Annotated in this window: 13 protein-coding genes; 6 read left to right on the forward strand and 7 right to left on the reverse strand. The window is 44.0% G+C overall.

Features of this window, described 5'->3' with window-relative positions:
- Positions 1-59: 59 nt before the first annotated feature.
- Positions 60-1,016: a tRNA dihydrouridine(16) synthase DusC gene (gene dusC, locus AB6D93_RS00615; protein WP_017069187.1), complete on the reverse strand. Its 957-nt coding sequence runs from the start codon at positions 1,014-1,016 to the stop codon at positions 60-62.
- A 177-nt stretch (positions 1,017-1,193) separates the two neighbouring features.
- On the opposite strand from dusC, the gene AB6D93_RS00620 reads away from it, so the two are divergent.
- Positions 1,194-1,814, forward strand: coding sequence for an SEC-C metal-binding domain-containing protein (locus AB6D93_RS00620; RefSeq protein ID WP_102332511.1), 621 nt, complete (start codon positions 1,194-1,196; stop codon positions 1,812-1,814).
- A 124-nt stretch (positions 1,815-1,938) separates the two neighbouring features.
- On the opposite strand, the gene dsbB is transcribed toward AB6D93_RS00620, so the two are convergent.
- Positions 1,939-2,463, reverse strand: a complete 525-nt coding sequence (gene dsbB / locus AB6D93_RS00625; RefSeq protein ID WP_017063472.1) for a disulfide bond formation protein DsbB — start codon at positions 2,461-2,463, stop codon at positions 1,939-1,941.
- A gap of 132 nt (positions 2,464-2,595) precedes the next feature.
- Entirely contained in the window at positions 2,596-4,188 is a 1,593-nt protein-coding gene (gene nhaB / locus AB6D93_RS00630; protein ID WP_102332510.1) for a Na(+)/H(+) antiporter NhaB, read from the reverse strand.
- Positions 4,189-4,828: 640 nt separating this feature from the next.
- Here nhaB and fadR point away from each other — a divergent pair.
- Positions 4,829-5,668, forward strand: a complete 840-nt coding sequence (gene fadR, locus AB6D93_RS00635) for a fatty acid metabolism transcriptional regulator FadR (RefSeq protein WP_102332509.1) — start codon at positions 4,829-4,831, stop codon at positions 5,666-5,668.
- 194 nt (positions 5,669-5,862) lie between these two features.
- On the opposite strand, the gene AB6D93_RS00640 is transcribed toward fadR, so the two are convergent.
- The gene (locus AB6D93_RS00640; protein WP_102332508.1) at positions 5,863-6,342 is read right to left on the reverse strand and encodes a DUF1456 family protein; all 480 of its coding nucleotides are present in this window, start codon (positions 6,340-6,342) and stop codon (positions 5,863-5,865) included.
- Positions 6,343-6,556: 214 nt separating this feature from the next.
- Positions 6,557-8,617, reverse strand: a complete 2,061-nt coding sequence (gene metG, locus AB6D93_RS00645; RefSeq protein WP_102332507.1) for a methionine--tRNA ligase — start codon at positions 8,615-8,617, stop codon at positions 6,557-6,559.
- Positions 8,618-8,774: 157 nt separating this feature from the next.
- Between metG and apbC the strand changes: the two genes are divergently transcribed.
- From apbC to AB6D93_RS00660, 3 genes are all read left to right on the forward strand, one after another.
- On the forward strand, positions 8,775-9,851 hold the full coding sequence (apbC, locus tag AB6D93_RS00650; protein ID WP_102332506.1) for an iron-sulfur cluster carrier protein ApbC: 1,077 nt from the start codon (positions 8,775-8,777) through the stop codon (positions 9,849-9,851).
- Between the two features lie 257 nt (positions 9,852-10,108).
- On the forward strand, positions 10,109-10,750 hold the full coding sequence (udk, locus tag AB6D93_RS00655) for a uridine kinase (protein WP_004734002.1): 642 nt from the start codon (positions 10,109-10,111) through the stop codon (positions 10,748-10,750).
- A gap of 106 nt (positions 10,751-10,856) precedes the next feature.
- Positions 10,857-12,995 (forward strand): AsmA family protein, encoded by a 2,139-nt coding sequence (locus tag AB6D93_RS00660; protein ID WP_102332505.1) that lies wholly within the window; start codon positions 10,857-10,859, stop codon positions 12,993-12,995.
- A gap of 223 nt (positions 12,996-13,218) precedes the next feature.
- Here the strand turns inward: AB6D93_RS00660 and cobO are convergent, their stop codons facing one another.
- Positions 13,219-13,824, reverse strand: coding sequence for a cob(I)yrinic acid a,c-diamide adenosyltransferase (gene cobO, locus AB6D93_RS00665; RefSeq protein WP_017062158.1), 606 nt, complete (start codon positions 13,822-13,824; stop codon positions 13,219-13,221).
- Positions 13,825-13,908: 84 nt separating this feature from the next.
- Here cobO and AB6D93_RS00670 point away from each other — a divergent pair, with 84 nt between their 5' ends.
- The gene (locus AB6D93_RS00670) at positions 13,909-14,358 is read left to right on the forward strand and encodes a low molecular weight protein-tyrosine-phosphatase (protein ID WP_017067202.1); all 450 of its coding nucleotides are present in this window, start codon (positions 13,909-13,911) and stop codon (positions 14,356-14,358) included.
- Positions 14,359-14,472: 114 nt separating this feature from the next.
- Here the strand turns inward: AB6D93_RS00670 and AB6D93_RS00675 are convergent, their stop codons facing one another.
- Complete coding sequence (locus tag AB6D93_RS00675; protein WP_017062156.1) at positions 14,473-16,020, reverse strand: SulP family inorganic anion transporter; 1,548 nt, start codon at positions 16,018-16,020, stop codon at positions 14,473-14,475.
- Positions 16,021-16,236: the final 216 nt, after the last annotated feature.

Raw genomic sequence — 16,236 nt, forward strand, 5'->3', positions numbered from 1 at the left:
AGCTTATTTGCACCGGTAAACACGTTTGTAGCGTTGGGTATTTAACCCTAAACATAATCTTAAACAGGTTGGCGGCGTTCTTCTTGATAACGCTGAAGGCGTTCTACAATCGGTGGCGCCTTTTTGAAAGTACGAATTTCTTTAAACAGTTCGTTCGCTTCAGGGTAGCCTTTACTTAGATAAACAAACCACTGCTTCACTCTATTGGGGTAGTACATGCCTTTGTCCCCTTTAATTTGAAACTCTGAATAGCGCAGCAAAAGTTCAATGACTTTATCCCACGGCATTTTCTGGTGGTTGTGCTTAACGACGTTACCAAGGTTTGGAATATTGAAAGCACCACGGCAGACCATTAATGAATCGACGCCTGTTGCTTCTATGCAATCTTGACCATCTTGATAGTTCCAGATCTCCCCATTAGCAATCAACGGCAGAGATGTTTTTTCTCTTATTTGATTGATGAAGTCCCATTTGATTTCGCTGGCTTTATAGCCGCCAACTTTGGTTCTTGCATGCACGGTGAGTTCGTCAGCTTTGGCTTGTTCGATGGCATCGACGATTTCAAAGCACTCTTCCGGATGCTCCCAACCTAATCGAATCTTTGCGGACACAGGAATGTGTGCCGGTACCGCTTCTCGACAGGCGTTCACCACTTGATAGATGAGCTCTGGCTCTTTTAGCAATGAAGCGCCACCATTACTTTTGTTGACCGCTTTTGCTGGGCAACCAAAATTAAGATCGATCCCTTTCGCGCCTAAGCTAGCAGCTTGAAAAGCATTCTCGGCCATCCAATTTGGGTGCTGCCCTAGAAGTTGGAGATGGATTGGCACACCAGCCATGGTCTGAGAGCCTTGATGTAGCTCAGGGCAAATACGGTGGAACACATGCGGGGGAAGAAGTTGATCTACGACGCGCACAAACTCTGTCACACAGAGATCGTAATCATTAATCTCTGTGAGAATTTCACGCATTAGGTGGTCTAGAACGCCCTCCATAGGGCCAAGTATTACGCGCATGCTGCTTTACCGAAACTGAGTGAACCGAAAAATTCGAGGCGTGATTGTACGGTGTGCTTACAGGATTGTCACTATGAGTGTGGTTTGCCTGTCTTAATGTTGGTTTCGTCTCTTAATAGCGACATCTTGGGGAGGATGGCGTTATAATATCGAAAATGCCCAATATCCAGAGCTTTCATGACATATCAATTATTAAGCCTACCAGAATCAATCACAGACATTACTCCGCAGTTTATGGAAGGTGCAATCCTTGCCTCTAACTTGGCTACCAAGCCACTCGATCCAGAAGAGTGGCTGGCTATCGTTGCGCCTGAAGCGGGTAAAGAGCTGGTAACAACGGTGACAGAACAGATTAACCGCCAGCACAATTTGATTCAGCGTAATGAATACCTACTGACAGACGTATTGGTTGAAGGTGACTTTAACGAACAGTTCGCCGATTTTTCTGAAGGCTTCATGATGGTTTGGCCAACAGTGGAAGAGCAGTGGCAGAGCGTAACAGTCGCGGATGGTACTCTGCGCATGTTGCAAGCGCTCTTAACCACCTTGATGCTTGCGATTGATGAAGAGCAAACTCAACAACAAATGATCGCTGCAGGGCTTACTAACCCACCATCGCTTGCCGATTTAGTGGGTCAAGTCGATCTGATGATCTCAGAAGTGGCAATGGCAGCGGATGAAGCTATGTTGGGCAATAAGTCCCAGAGCGTGAACCCGTTTAAAGACATTGGTCGAAACGACCTTTGCCCTTGTGAAAGCGGCAAGAAGTTTAAACAATGCTGCGGTAAAAACAGCTAGTCACGGCTTGTTGAGCAACTTAGCTTGAGTGAGTAACAGACTTTCTTAAGTGATAAAAAGTTTAAGCAATAAAAAGTCGACCTTTGGGTCGACTTTTTCGTTTCTGGACATGATGAGTTAATTGTTAGTCATTCTTTGATTTAACGAATTGAGAAATAACCACAAAACCGAAAGCAACCAAGTTACCTGCAAAGATAATTACTAGCCACTGAGGCATAGAAAGATCGAAGAACTGCCACACAACCTTGCTGCAATCGCCGTAAGCCTCAAACATCCACGGAGCCCATTGGTTTAAAGGCGCCCAGCTAGGGAAGGTTACGAATAAGTCGCAGGTTGCGAAAGGGGACGGATTGAACTGGTAATCGACGTGCTCTAAAGCAAGCATCAAACCTTTGTATGCGCCAAATCCCCAGCTAGCAAGGCCTAACCAGCGTGATATTGGGTTATTCGGGGCAATCGCACCAATCATGGCGGCAACACCGATAGCGAGCATAGCAACGCGCTCATAGATACACATTACGCAAGGGCCAAGCATCATCACGTGTTGGAAGAAGAGAGCGCATGCCTCAAAAAAGACAATAAAAGCCAGCAGTAAAAGCCAAGATAAACGTCCCTTAGAGAAGTCTTTAAGCATTGCAAAAAAGTTCACGAATTTAATCCCGTCTATAAAATAAAAAAGCCCTGATTACTCAGAGCTTTTTATCTTGGATAAGTTTCCTAATCAACTAATATTTTTGATTAGTTAGTTATAGTTATTGTGGTTTGCGACACAGTGTTTAGCTTAGTGACCACCAGAGATAACTGGAGCGACGACTTCACCAGTGCGTTGAATGATCCAACCAGCATCGTAGAACCATGCTGTCATTGGCTCTACGATGAACACAATGCCTGCTAGGCCAACCAGTGCCAATACGATGGTGTATGGCAGCGCCATGATAACCATGCGACCGTAAGACAATCGAATTAACGGAGCAAGTGCTGATGTTAATAGGAATAGGAATGCAGCTTGGCCATTTGGTGTAGCAACAGAAGGTAGGTTAGTACCAGTGTTGATAGCAACAGCAAGTAGGTCAAACTGGTCACGAGTGATAATGCCTTCAACCAGTGCAGTTTTCACTTCGTTGATGTAAACCGTACCTACGAATACGTTATCTGAAACCATCGACAAGATACCGTTGGCAACATAGAAGAGTGCGAGCTGTGCGCCTTTATCTTCAACGTGAAGTACAGCATCGATTACTGGCTTAAATAGAGCTTGGTCGATGATTACAGCAACAACCGCGAAAAAGACGGCAAGAAGTGCGGTAAATGGCAGTGCTTCTTCAAAGGCTTTACCCATTGAGTGCTCTTCGATAACGCCAGTAAATGCCGTTGCCAAGATGATCACTGAAAGGCCAATCAAACCTACTTCAGCAACGTGAAGTGCAAGGCCGACGATAAGCCAAACTGCGATTGCACTTTGAACCCATAGTTTTGCTACGTCTTGCTTTGTGCGGTTTGCACGTTCTTTGTTGTCAAACTCAACTAAGATTTGGCGAACATTCATTGGTAGTTGAGCACCGTAACCAAACACTTTGAATTTCTCGACAAGTGCACAAGTTAAAATACCGCAGAAGAAAACAGGTAGTGTTACTGGCAGCATACGGATGATAAATTCACCGAACTCCCAACCTGCTTGCTTAGCAATTACCAAGTTTTGTGGTTCTCCTACCATGGTCATTACACCACCCAGTGCTGTACCCACACCAGCGTGCATTAGCAGTGAACGTAGGAAAGCACGGTAGTTTTCTAGGTCATCACGAGTTAGCTCTGAGATCTCTTCATCATGAGTATGATCGTGCGAAGACGTTGTGCCCTTGCCTGATGCAACCTTGTGGTAGATAGAGTAGAAGCCGACCGCAACGCTAATAACTACGGCGATTACTGTTAGTGCATCTAGGAATGCTGATAAGAAAGCGGCAGCAACACAGAAGGCAACGGAGAGTAAAATTTTAGATTGGATGCCAAGCAAGATCTTCGTGAAAATGAACAAAAGCAGTTCTTTCATGAAGTAAATGCCAGCAACCATGAATACGAGCAAGAGTAATACAGGAAGGTTTGCTTGCAGCTCGTGATAAACCATTTCTGGTTTGGTCATGCCAATGGCGACTGCTTGAATAGCTAATAGACCACCCGGTTGAAGTGGGTAGCATTTGAGAGCCATAGCTAGAGTGAAAATAAACTCAACCACCAATAGCCAGCCCGCAACAAATGGGTCAACTAGGAAGAAAACAAACGGGTTGATGATTAAAAAGGAAATGATGGCAAGTTTATACCAATCAGGAGCTTTACCAAGGAAGTTCTTGATAAAAGCGTTTCCGAGAGACATCGGCATGTTAATACTCTTTTATGTTGATTATGAATAGACAAGCAATACAACATTTTGAGAATCGAGCTATAGAAATTGTTAAAAACTATGACTAACAGTGACTTAGAAAAACTACATTCCATGTAATGTTCTGTGGTCTTGCCAAGTCACTCCCTTAGAAACTCAAGCACTGCTTATTTTTGAGCGCAACTTTACTCTTAGATAACATTTAGTCAACAGGAAAAGCCCTGTAGCCCTAAAAATACCTCTTTTTTGTTGAGAAACGCGATCAAAGTAGCGCAAGCATACCACTTAAAATGTGATAAAAACCGACTAGAATCAATATTTCAGCGAAATGATTGAAAATTACAGAATAACGACGGCTTATATATGATTATTACAACTTAATATTGCAAATTAATAGCTTTAAAAATATGACCAATCCCATTGATTTTAAAGAAAAATTGTTGTGTTAACGGTTTGTTTAAATGGTGGTTTAGAGTCGCTTGCTTTACAAACCTGAGGTGCAAACGTGTGCTGAACTTTAGAGTTATAACTCTAACGGTGTTTAGGGTGAGTAAAATTTTTGAGGGTGTTTCCGCTAGGTGTGAACTAGTGGTATGATGAGTAAATTAGAACAGAATAATTAAATTGGATTGAAGTGTAGATGGTCATTAAGGCGAAGAGCCCGGCAGGATTTGCAGAGAAGTATATCATTGAAAGTATTTGGAATGGCCGTTTCCCTCCAGGTTCTATCTTGCCCGCAGAGCGTGAGCTTTCTGAGCTGATTGGTGTTACACGTACTACGCTTCGTGAAGTACTACAACGTCTTGCTCGTGATGGTTGGTTGACAATCCAACATGGCAAACCAACTAAAGTTAACCAGTTTATGGAAACCTCAGGTCTTCATATCCTTGATACGCTAATGACGTTGGACGTTGATAACGCAAGCAAAATGGTAGAAGACCTGCTTGCTGCTCGTACTAATATCAGCCCGATCTTTATGCGTTATGCATTCAAAGCAAACAAAGAAGCTTCAGAGCGTACTATCAGTAACGTGATTGAATCTTGTGAAGCGCTACTTGCGGCACCAACTTGGGATGAGTTCCTAGAATCGTCGCCATACGCTGACAAGATCAAACAAGCGGTAAAAGAAGATTCAGAAAAAGATGAAGTGAAACGTCAGACGATCTTAATCGCGAAGACTTTCAACTTCTATGATTACATGCTTTTCCAACGTTTGGCATTCCACTCAGGCAACCAGATTTACGGCCTGATCTTTAACGGTGTGCGTAAACTTTATGACCGTATCGGTAGCTACTACTTCTCTAACCCAGAAGCACGACGTTTAGCGATGGACTTTTATAAAGAGTTGTTCATTATCTGTGAAAGTGGCGAGCGCGAAACTTTGCCATTAGTGATTCGTAACTACGGTATCGCAAGTGCACAAGTTTGGAATGAAATGAAAACGACATTGCCGACGAACTTCACTGAAGACGACAGCTAAGGCATAGGTTTACTATTGTTGTTCCTGTTTAGTCAGTGACGTAAAGAAAACGAAAAAGCGGCGAGATAATTCAATTATCTCGCCGCTTTTTATTTATCTGTCGTTACTAGAAAATTATCAGTGGGTCAGTTACTTACCTATGACGAGTAATTTATCTATGTGTAGCAACTTAAAATTTATCTAGGAGTAGTAACTTAACCCGCAAACTCTTCTGAGTCTGGACGGTTGGTAAATTGCACACCGTTTAGAAAATCGCAAAGTAGTTGGTCTTCACACACTTTGTAGTTTTTGTTTTCTGGCTTGCGGAAGTAAGCGCCGATTTCGTACTTGCTCAAGCTAATGCCAACCACTTCTAGTACGTCCAAAACATCTTCTGCTTTCATGTTTAATGCGATACGAAGCTTCATGAAGATCATGTTGTTCGTCAGTGCAACTTCAGGTTTAGGTTGCTCGCCTTCTTTTTTGCCGCGCTTAAGGTTAATGAAACCATTTAGGAATACCGCTAACTCTTTGTCTTTCATCTTAGAGCATGACTTATCGTTATCCGCTTTTAGCCAGTTAATCACTTGGTCGTGGGCAACAGTCACATCCGCTTGCTCGATAGCTTTGATGATTTGTGCGTTTTTAAGGTTTAGTGCGTGTTGAATACGACGCAAAATTTCGTTGTTAGTCACAGAGGTGTCCTAAAAGGTTTAGAGAGTAAAGCGGCTTTAAACGGCGTATTGCTGCCGATAACCTTGTCATACTTTACTTAGCATAGTTGACGGCGACTCTAACAGAGAACGCCGATTTTCGGTAGATATAAAAAATCCCCGATGCTATTAACTCTTTCAAGTTAAGTTACATCAGGGATTTGGCAATGAATGCTTTATCTGACAGACGCCAGAATTACATTACACGCATACCAGGTTGAGCACCTTCGTGTGGCTCAAGGATCCATAGGTCGCTGCCGCCAGGGCCCGCTGCTAGGATCATGCCTTCAGACATACCAAACTTCATCTTACGAGGTTTTAGGTTTGCAACCATAACAGTTAGCTTGCCTTCTAGCTCTTCAGGTTTGTATGCTGACTTGATGCCAGAGAAGACTTGGCGAGTCTCACCACCGATGTCCAGTTGGAACTTCAGTAGTTTGTTCGCTTTTGGCACTTCTTCACAAGAGATGATACGAGCAATACGCATATCAACGGCTGCGAACGCGTCAAATTCAATCTCTTCAGCGATTGGTTCTTTGTCTAGCTCTGTTTGGCTTGCTTTTTCTTTCTCAGCTTCTGCTTTCTCTTTAGCTGCCATTTCTGCTGCTGCGTCTTCTTTAGAAGACTCAATCATCGCTTCCACTTTCTTAGGATCAATACGGCTAAATAGCGCTTTGAACTTAGTGATCTCGTGATCAGTTAGCGGAGTAGCAACACCTTCCCACGTTAGTTCTTCGTTTAGGAAAGCTTCAGTGCGAGCCGCAAGTTCAGGCATCACTGGTTTCAGGTAAGCCATTAGGACGCGGAATAGGTTGATACCAACAGAAGAAACTTCTTGAAGCTCTTTCTCTTTACCTTCTTCTTTTGCAAGAACCCAAGGTGCTTTTTCGTCGATGTACTGGTTCGCTTTATCTGCTAGTGCTGTGATTTCACGGATAGCACGGCTGAATTCACGAGTTTCGTATAGTTCACCGATACGCTCAGCAGCAGCAACGAATTCGTTGTATAGCTCAGGCTCTGCAAATTCAGCAGCTAGCTTGCCTTCAAAACGCTTAGTAATGAAGCCAGCGTTACGAGAAGCTAGGTTAACAATCTTGTTTACTACGTCAGCGTTTACACGTTGAGTGAAGTCTTCAAGGTTAAGATCTAAGTCATCGATGCGGCTGTTTAGTTTCGCAGCGTAGTAGTAACGTAGACATTCAGGGTCTAGGTGATTTAGGTACGTACTTGCTTTAATGAAAGTACCTTTAGACTTAGACATCTTCGCGCCGTTTACAGTCACGTAGCCGTGTACGAATACGTTGTTTGGCTTACGGAAACCTGCGCCGTCTAGCATTGCTGGCCAGAATAGGCTGTGGAAGTAAACGATGTCTTTACCGATGAAGTGGTAAAGCTCAGCGGTGCTGTCTTTCTTCCAGTACTCGTTAAAGTCTAGATCGTCGCGCTTGTCACATAGGTTCTTGAATGAGCCCATGTAGCCGATTGGTGCATCTAGCCATACGTAGAAGAACTTGTCTTTTTCGCCTGGGATCTCGAAGCCAAAGTATGGTGCATCACGAGAGATGTCCCACTGTTGTAGACCAGACTCGAACCACTCTTGCATTTTGTTTGCTGTCTCAGCTTGCAGCGAGCCAGAACGTGTCCACTCTTTTAGCATGCTTTCAAACTGAGGTAGATCGAAGAAGAAGTGCTCAGAGTCTTTCATTACTGGAGTTGCGCCAGAAACTGCAGACTTAGGATCGATTAGCTCAGTTGGGCTGTATGTCTCACCACAGTTATCACAGTTATCACCATACTGGTCTTCTGACTTACACTTAGGGCAAGTACCTTTTACGAAACGGTCTGGTAAGAACATCTCTTTCTCAGGGTCGAAAAGCTGAGAAATAGTACGGCTAGAAATGAAACCGTTCTTTTTAAGTTCTAGGTAGATGTGAGAAGCCAGTTCACGGTTCTCGTCGCTGTGTGTGCTGTGGTAGTTATCAAAGCTGATATCAAAGCCAGCGAAGTCTTTTTGGTGCTCTTCACTAACAGCAGCGATCATCTCTTCTGGCGTGATACCCATCTGTTGAGCTTTAAGCATAATTGGCGTGCCGTGAGCATCGTCAGCACAGATGAAGTTTACAGTGTTGCCACGTAGACGCTGGTATCGAACCCAGATATCAGCTTGGATATGCTCAAGCATATGGCCAAGGTGAATAGAGCCGTTAGCGTACGGAAGCGCACAAGTTACCAAAAGTTGTCTTGGATCAGTTGCCATACTTAATAATTCGCTTTTTTGATAGGTATAAATTTGAGAGGTAATACTACTTTATAACGTGTGATACGCCAAGGTATCAGACTAAGGATTCCCCTAGTTTTTTAGGGGTTCAGTCTTCATCTCGTGGGTGATAGCATAAATAAAAAAAGGAGTCCCAATGCGTAACTTTACTTCTAAGCAAGATTTCTGTTCATGGTTGAATGAGTTCGAGTCACCAATCCTCATCCCAGAGTGGGCGCTACACCAAAACATTGTCTCTGTTGACCCTCGTGGATCGTTTGTTATTACTTTGCCTTTCGCAGCGAATCAGCTTGCTATTGACCTGGAAAATTGGATTAACGCTCAGATTGAACAAAAGCTTGTGAGTGCTTTTCAATTTGAAGTGAAGGTCAAGCCATCGGCACTTGAAACGACGGTATCAACGCCACTTAAAGGCGTGAAGAATATTATTGCTGTCACTTCTGCCAAGGGCGGGGTGGGCAAATCAACGACTTCAGTTAACCTTGCGCTGGCTTTATCTAAGTCAGGTTCAAAAGTCGGTTTATTGGATGCTGACATCTACGGCCCATCGGTTCCCATGATGCTAGGACAGTTAGATTCGAAGCCAGAAGTGCAAAACAATAAGTGGATGATGCCAATCGAAGCACACGGTATTTTCACTCACTCTATCGGTTATCTTGTGTCGAAAGATGACGCTGCGATTTGGCGCGGTCCAATGGCGGCCAAGGCTTTAGGTCAGCTTGTTAACGAAACCGTATGGCCAGAGTTGGATTATCTAGTTATTGATATGCCACCGGGCACGGGCGATATTCAGCTGACGTTATCGCAACAGATCCCAGTGACCGGGGCTGTAGTGGTGACCACTCCTCAAGATTTGGCGCTAGCGGATGCACGTAAAGGCGTAGCGATGTTTGATAAGGTGAGTGTGCCAGTCGCAGGCTTAGTTGAAAACATGAGCTATCATATTTGTAGTCACTGTGGTGAGAAAGAGCATATCTTTGGCGTTGGTGGTGCCGAAGCTATGTCAGAAGAGTTTTACCTCGATATTTTGGCACAGATCCCTCTTCATATTGATGTGCGAGAAGATATCGATGCAGGTTGCCCGACGGTGATTCGTCGTCCAGATAGTGAACATACACGTCACTACTTAGAGCTTGCAGAGAATGTGGCTGCGAAGATGTTCTGGACCGGCAAGGCGAGACCAGAAGCGATTAACTTCTCTATGGTTGAATAACGAAAGATAATCCAAAAGTTGTGTTAATCATGTTGGATTAGATAAATAGCGGTTGGATTTAGGCTGATCGCCATTGGGGTTGTGCAAATAGTTGTAGGCAAGTTATTTGAAAGCAAACGATTGTATTCATTAAATGCATTGATATCATCAATTTGACTGCAATTAGCTAAAATGGCGACTAGAATCTATGTGCTTTAGCCCCTATAATCAGGCGGTTTATCTCTTCCCACCACCAAACCATATCGGGTGCAAAATTAATGTCTGATAATAATCAATGTGTCATCGTAGGTATCGCTGGCGCTTCAGCTTCAGGAAAAAGTCTGATTGCTAGTACAATTTATAATGAATTGCGCGAAAAAGTAGGCGACCATCAAATTGGTGTTATCACGGAAGATTGCTATTACAGCGACCAAAGCCACTTGAGTATGGAAGAGCGTGTTAAAACTAACTACGATCACCCAAATGCACTAGATCATGATCTTTTATGTGAACATCTACAGCAGCTAATGAGTGGCAACGCCGTAGAAGTTCCTGAATACAGCTACACAGAGCACACACGTACTTCTGAAACGACTACACTTACTCCAAAGAAAGTGATCATTTTAGAGGGTATTCTGCTTCTAACAGACCCGCGTCTTCGTAAACTAATGCACGCAAGTGTGTTTATGGATACACCATTAGACATCTGTCTACTACGCCGTGTTAAGCGTGATGTAGAAGAGCGTGGTCGCACAATGGACACTGTACTTAAACAATACCAAGAAACAGTACGTCCAATGTTCATGCAGTTTATCGAGCCTTCAAAACAACATGCAGACATCATCGTTCCTCGTGGTGGTAAAAACCGTATTGCGATTGATGTGCTAAAAGCGCACATTGCGAAGTTGTTGAAGTCTTAATCGAATAAAATTTTGCCTAAGTGACTCACTTAGCTTTATTTTTTACCGAATCAGTGGCACTTTTATAGTGCCACTTTCTTTTGGAATCTAAGCAAGGAATATGCGGATGAAGAAACTACTCATTTTCATAGCTGTACCAGTGTTTGTTGTAATTGCAGCAATTCTGGCACTAGTGCTGTTAGTGAATCCCAACCAATTTAAGCCATTAATTGTCGAACAAGCTCAAAAACACACCGGCCTAGAGCTCGTGATCGAGGGTGATATCAGCTGGCAATTTTTCCCATCCATTGGCTTTGAACTTGGTCAAACTGAATTACGTAACCCAGAAGGGTTCACCCAACCGAACCTATTCAAGGTTGATACGGTTGGCGTTGATGTTTCGGTTACTCCGCTATTTAGCAACCAACTAGAGATCGGCAACATTACTCTAGATGGTGCAGAATTCTATTTAGAAACGCTTAAAGATGGTCGCAAGAACATTGATGCACTAACGCAAGCGTCAGCGCCTCAAGAATCTGAGCCTGCAGCAGACACAAGTTCTGAATCAGCGCCTGCCCCTCAAGAGCAAACTACCACAGACGCATCGGGTTGGACGATCAACCTTGCAGGCGTAACTGTATCAAACGCATTGTTTGAAATGGACGACAAGCAAGCGGGTTCATTCACTAAGCTATACGATGTGTCTTTGAATCTTTCTGAGTTTGCCGTTGATACATGGACAACCGCGACGTTTGCGGCTTCTGGTGAAAACAATCAACAGAAGTTCTCTGCGGAAGGTAGCGCAGAGTTCAAGTTAGCTGAAGGCTTCGCAAGTTACGCACTTCGTAATATCGACTTAAACGCTAAGTTCAATGATCCAGCGACGTCGATTGAGTCAGCAAAAATTGGCTTGAATACGTTTGAGTTCGATAAGGTAAACCAACTGACTTACGCTGTAATCGGTAATGCAGCTGGCCTTGACCTTGATCTTAAAGGTGGCGGTGAACTTACTGTTGATAGCGCGATTTCAAAAGTAACGCTGAACAAGTTAACGTTAAACTCAACATTCAAAGGCGACACGCTTCCTCAGTCTCCAATGAAAGTCGACATGCTGTCTGACTTAAGCTTCGATCTTAACAAGAGCCACCTGAGCTTTGTGTTAGAGAAACTACAAGTTAACGCTATTGCATTAGACGGTAAAGCAGACGTAACCCTATCTGAAATACCAAAGGTTCGTTTCTCTCTTCATAGCCCGAATATTGATTTGGACGAGTTCCTAGGCTTAGGCAATACAACAGAAACAGCGAGCACCGCTCCTTCTGGTTCTGCTGGTGGCTCAACGTCAAACTCAGGTAGTTCAGCTCCTGCTAAAGAAGTGGAACCTGATCTGTCGGCTCTGAAAACGTTAGACGTGAAAGGTGACATTACGATTGATAAGTTCAAGGCGAACAACGCGAAGATGCAGAATGTTAAAACGGCATTTTCGGTTAACCGTGGTATCGCAGAGCTAACTTCATTCACATCGAATCTTTACCAAGGCTCTATTTCAGCTACGGCTAAGCTAGATGCTCGTAAAACACCGGCGACTTACACGGCTAAGAAGAAAATTAAAGGCGTGAAAGTACAGCCGTTACTGGTTGATGTTGCAGATAACGATATGCTGGAAGGTACCGGTAATATTGATGTCAACGTGAAAGGTAAGAGTCTGACTCCGACGGGTATCAAGAAGAACCTAGTCGGTACTATCGTGATTAACTTTGAAGATGGTGCAGTTAACGGCATCAACGTAGCTCAACTGATTCGAGAAAACTACGCTAAGATCAAAGGCGAGAAAGTTGAAAGCACAAATGAAGCTCAAAAAACGGACTTCAGTGCAATGAAAGCGACACTGAAAGTGGATAAAGGTTGGGTTTCAACGAAAGACTTATCAGCACAGTCGCCACTGTTACGTGTGACAGGTCAAGGTAAAGCAAACTTCATCAATGAAACGGTCGACTTCCTTGTGCGTACATCAATTGTGGGTTCACTTGAAGGTCAGGGCGGTAAGAGCATCGACGACCTGAAAGATGTGACTATCCCAATTAAGGTAACAGGTCAGTGGGCAGCCCCGAAATTTGCACTTGTTTTTGATGATGTATTGAAACAGAAAGCACAGAAAGAAATTGACCGTGGTTTAGAAAAGTTAGACGAAAAGTACGGTGACAAGATCAAAGATGAGAAAACAAGAGACGCAGTAAACGGTCTACTAAAAGGTTTGTTTAACTAGTCTTCATCTCATTTAAAAATGAACAAAGCGCCACTCCTGTTGTAGGAATGGCGCTTTTTATTTTTGGCTCGATAATACTCAAGAGAGATTCCCTATGACACTCGTCCCTCGCTCTAGGGAATGACGATAGGCCGTCGTCCTTTGTTCAAGAGCGTAACGGCCTAGTGGTCGTCATCCTCGAGAGGGAAGAATGACCGAGTCGGGGAGCTCTGGTTGAAGGTGATTACCAGTCAACGCCTTGTAGCGCTTTAACACCAGATTCAAAAGCGTGTTTCACATTGCGAACTTCAGATACTGTATCTGCTATCTCAGTAAGAGTACGGTGCGCGCCACGACCTGTAATGATGACAGACTGCATCTTCGGGCGGTTATTCAACGCCTCAACCACTTCATCGAGTTCGATGTAACCGTAGCTAACCATGTAAGTCAGTTCATCAAACAGAATCACATCGATCGACTCATCAGCCAGCATGCGTTGGCACTCTTTCCATACACGCTGCGCAGCTTCAATATCTTGCGCTTTGTTCTGAGTTTCCCAAGTAAAGCCTGTGCCCATGACTTGGAACTCGACATCAAGCTTTTGCAGAACGTTTTTTTCGCCGTTATCCCAGGTACCTTTAACAAACTGAGCAACGGCGCATTTCTTACCATGACCAACTGCACGTGTAATCGTACCAAAACCGGATGTTGATTTACCTTTACCGTTACCCGTGATGACCAGCAATAGGCCTTTTACTTCTTGTGCTGCAGCGACACGTGCATCGACTTGTTCTTTTACTTTCTGTTGTCTTGCTTTGTGGCGTTGTTCTTTGTTGTCTTCAGTCGACATAACAAATCCTTTTAAGTTGTGATTGCGTCTATCATAGCCTAACTTAACGATAGCAAAAACCATCGGAAGAACAGGTGATTAGGGATGAAAAAGATACTCGTAGTTTGTATGGGGAATATTTGCCGCTCGCCAACAGGTGAAGCGGTGCTAAGGAAGAAAGCGCAACAGCTGGATATTGATGTTGTGGTCGACTCTGCGGGGACGATTGGTTTTCATCAAGGCAACCCGCCAGACTCGCGATCCAAATCTGCAGGAGAGAAGCGAGGCTACAGCTTTAAGGGGATTACTTCTCGTAAAGTGGTAGATAATGACTTCGAAGAATTTGACCTGATACTCGCGGCCGATAGGGCGAATTTAGACGACTTAATGAGCCAATGCCCAGTTCACCTCCAATACAAGCTCGCATTATTTTTGAGCTTTGGAGAGTCACAATATCAAGAGATCCCCGATCCGTATTATGGTGAGGGAAATGGTTTTGAATTGGTGTTGGATTTAATCGAAGAGTCTAGCGAAGCGATACTGCGTTCGATGTAGTGTAGGAACAATGTACGTCGTTTTGTTATCAGCGTAAGGGCTGACCGATAGGTATAAAAAAGGCCGACATTGAATGTCGGCCTCTCTAAATCTAACTTAAAGCTACAGCTAAGATTACTTAGACATTACTTTGTAGATTGGGTCTTCTGCAACGTTCGCTTCAACTAAGCTACCTGCTTTGTGCAGCATAGCAACACAGTCTTGGCTTAGGTGGCGAAGGTGAAGTGTTTTACCTAGCGCCGCGTAACGGTCAGCAATCGTGTCGATCGCTTCAATTGCAGAGTGGTCAGTCACGCGTGAGTTTGCGAAATCAACGATTACATCTTGTGGATCGTTGTATGCGTCAAACAACTCTAGGAAGTTAGCCGTTGAACCAAAGAAGATTGGGCCGTTAACTTTGTACTCTTTTGAGCCTTCAGCGTTTACTGATGTATCTGCGTAGATGTGTTTAGCATGTTGCCAAGCAAACATTAGCGCAGAAGCGACAACACCAACACCTACTGCCACAGCAAGATCAGTCAGTACTGTTACTACGGTAACAAGAACGATAACGAAGAAGTCTTGTTTAGGAACGCGACGCGCAAGCTTGAAGGTTGCCCATTCAAATGTGCCGATAACAACCATGAACATTACGCCCACAAGTGCTGCTAGAGGAATCATTTCAATCAGTGCAGAACCGAACAGGATGAACATCAGTAGTGCAACTGCGGCGACGATACCTGAAAGACGACCACGACCACCTGAGTTTACGTTGATCATCGATTGACCGATCATCGCACAACCACCCATCGCACCGAATACAGAACACGTTACGTTAGCCATACCTTGACCAACACATTCACGGTTAGATTGACCACGAGTGTTTGTCATTTCGTCTAGTACTGTCAGTGTCAGCAGAGATTCAATCAGGCCGATAGCCGCAAGGATAATTGCGTAAGGCAGGATGATCTGTAGTGTATCTAAAGAAAACGGAACAGCAGGAATTGAGAATGTTGGAAGAGAGCCCGCTAGCGTAGCAGCTTCGTCACCAGACATTGTACGTAGGAAGTCGACAACAGTGCGAGTTTCAAGGTCAAGACCCACAACCAAAGCCGTTACTGTAACAATAGCAACTAATGAAGATGGTACTGCTGTTGTTAGCTTAGGTAGGAAGTGGATGATAGCCATTGTAAGGGCTACTAGACCTAGCATTAGTGTCATTTGACCGCTTGGTAACCAAGTCAACGCACCTGTTACGTCTGGCGCTTTAAATTGACCAAGTTGAGCTAGGAAGATAACAATGGCCAAACCGTTCACGAAACCAATCATTACTGGGTGTGGAACGATACGGATAAATTTACCTAGTTTAAATACACCTGCTGCAATTTGCAGAAGGCCAGCCAGCATAACGGCTGCGAATAGGTATTGAACACCATGGGTTGCCACTAGGCTCACCATTACAACGGCCATTGCGCCGGTTGCGCCAGAAATCATACCTGGACGGCCGCCAAAGACAGAAGTGATTAAACCTACGATGAATGCTGCATAAAGACCAACCATTGGGTCAACGCCAGCAACAAAGGCGAATGCTACAGCTTCAGGTACCAGAGCCAGGGCTACTGTAAGACCTGAAAGCACGTCATTCTTTACAGAGTGCTTTGAAAATTGTGGGAATTCGAACATGTTTGCTCAGCTATGCTTAAGATGGATTTACCGACACGGGTGTATTGCGTAGCCAAACAGTGATGGAAAAGAGCGGCAATAGCGAAGTGTCGAAAAGATAAGTGCGCGAATGCTACCCAAAAATGTGATTAAGTTCAAGGTTGAACCTAACTTTGAGTAATATATCTGTTAATTTTTATTCGATTAGTAGATATGAAAAAGGCTGCTTTAATAAGC

The organism is Vibrio sp. 10N.247.310.23, from assembly GCF_041467155.1.
GTDB classification, from domain to species: Bacteria; Pseudomonadota; Gammaproteobacteria; order Enterobacterales; family Vibrionaceae; genus Vibrio; species Vibrio crassostreae_C.

Bases quoted from the DNA above. Each gene is read 5' to 3' on its own strand.
- dusC (WP_017069187.1), bottom strand. From the start codon at position 1,016: ATGCGCGTAATACTTGGCCCTATGGAGGGCGTTCTAGACCACCTAATG.
- fadR (WP_102332509.1), top strand. From the start codon at position 4,829: ATGGTCATTAAGGCGAAGAGCCCGGCAGGATTTGCAGAGAAGTATATC.
- metG (WP_102332507.1), bottom strand. From the start codon at position 8,617: ATGGCAACTGATCCAAGACAACTTTTGGTAACTTGTGCGCTTCCGTAC.
- AB6D93_RS00620 (WP_102332511.1), top strand. From the start codon at position 1,194: ATGACATATCAATTATTAAGCCTACCAGAATCAATCACAGACATTACT.
- udk (WP_004734002.1), top strand. From the start codon at position 10,109: ATGTCTGATAATAATCAATGTGTCATCGTAGGTATCGCTGGCGCTTCA.
- apbC (WP_102332506.1), top strand. From the start codon at position 8,775: ATGCGTAACTTTACTTCTAAGCAAGATTTCTGTTCATGGTTGAATGAG.
- AB6D93_RS00675 (WP_017062156.1), bottom strand. From the start codon at position 16,020: ATGTTCGAATTCCCACAATTTTCAAAGCACTCTGTAAAGAATGACGTG.
- AB6D93_RS00670 (WP_017067202.1), top strand. From the start codon at position 13,909: ATGAAAAAGATACTCGTAGTTTGTATGGGGAATATTTGCCGCTCGCCA.
- cobO (WP_017062158.1), bottom strand. From the start codon at position 13,824: ATGTCGACTGAAGACAACAAAGAACAACGCCACAAAGCAAGACAACAG.
- AB6D93_RS00660 (WP_102332505.1), top strand. From the start codon at position 10,857: ATGAAGAAACTACTCATTTTCATAGCTGTACCAGTGTTTGTTGTAATT.
- nhaB (WP_102332510.1), bottom strand. From the start codon at position 4,188: ATGCCGATGTCTCTCGGAAACGCTTTTATCAAGAACTTCCTTGGTAAA.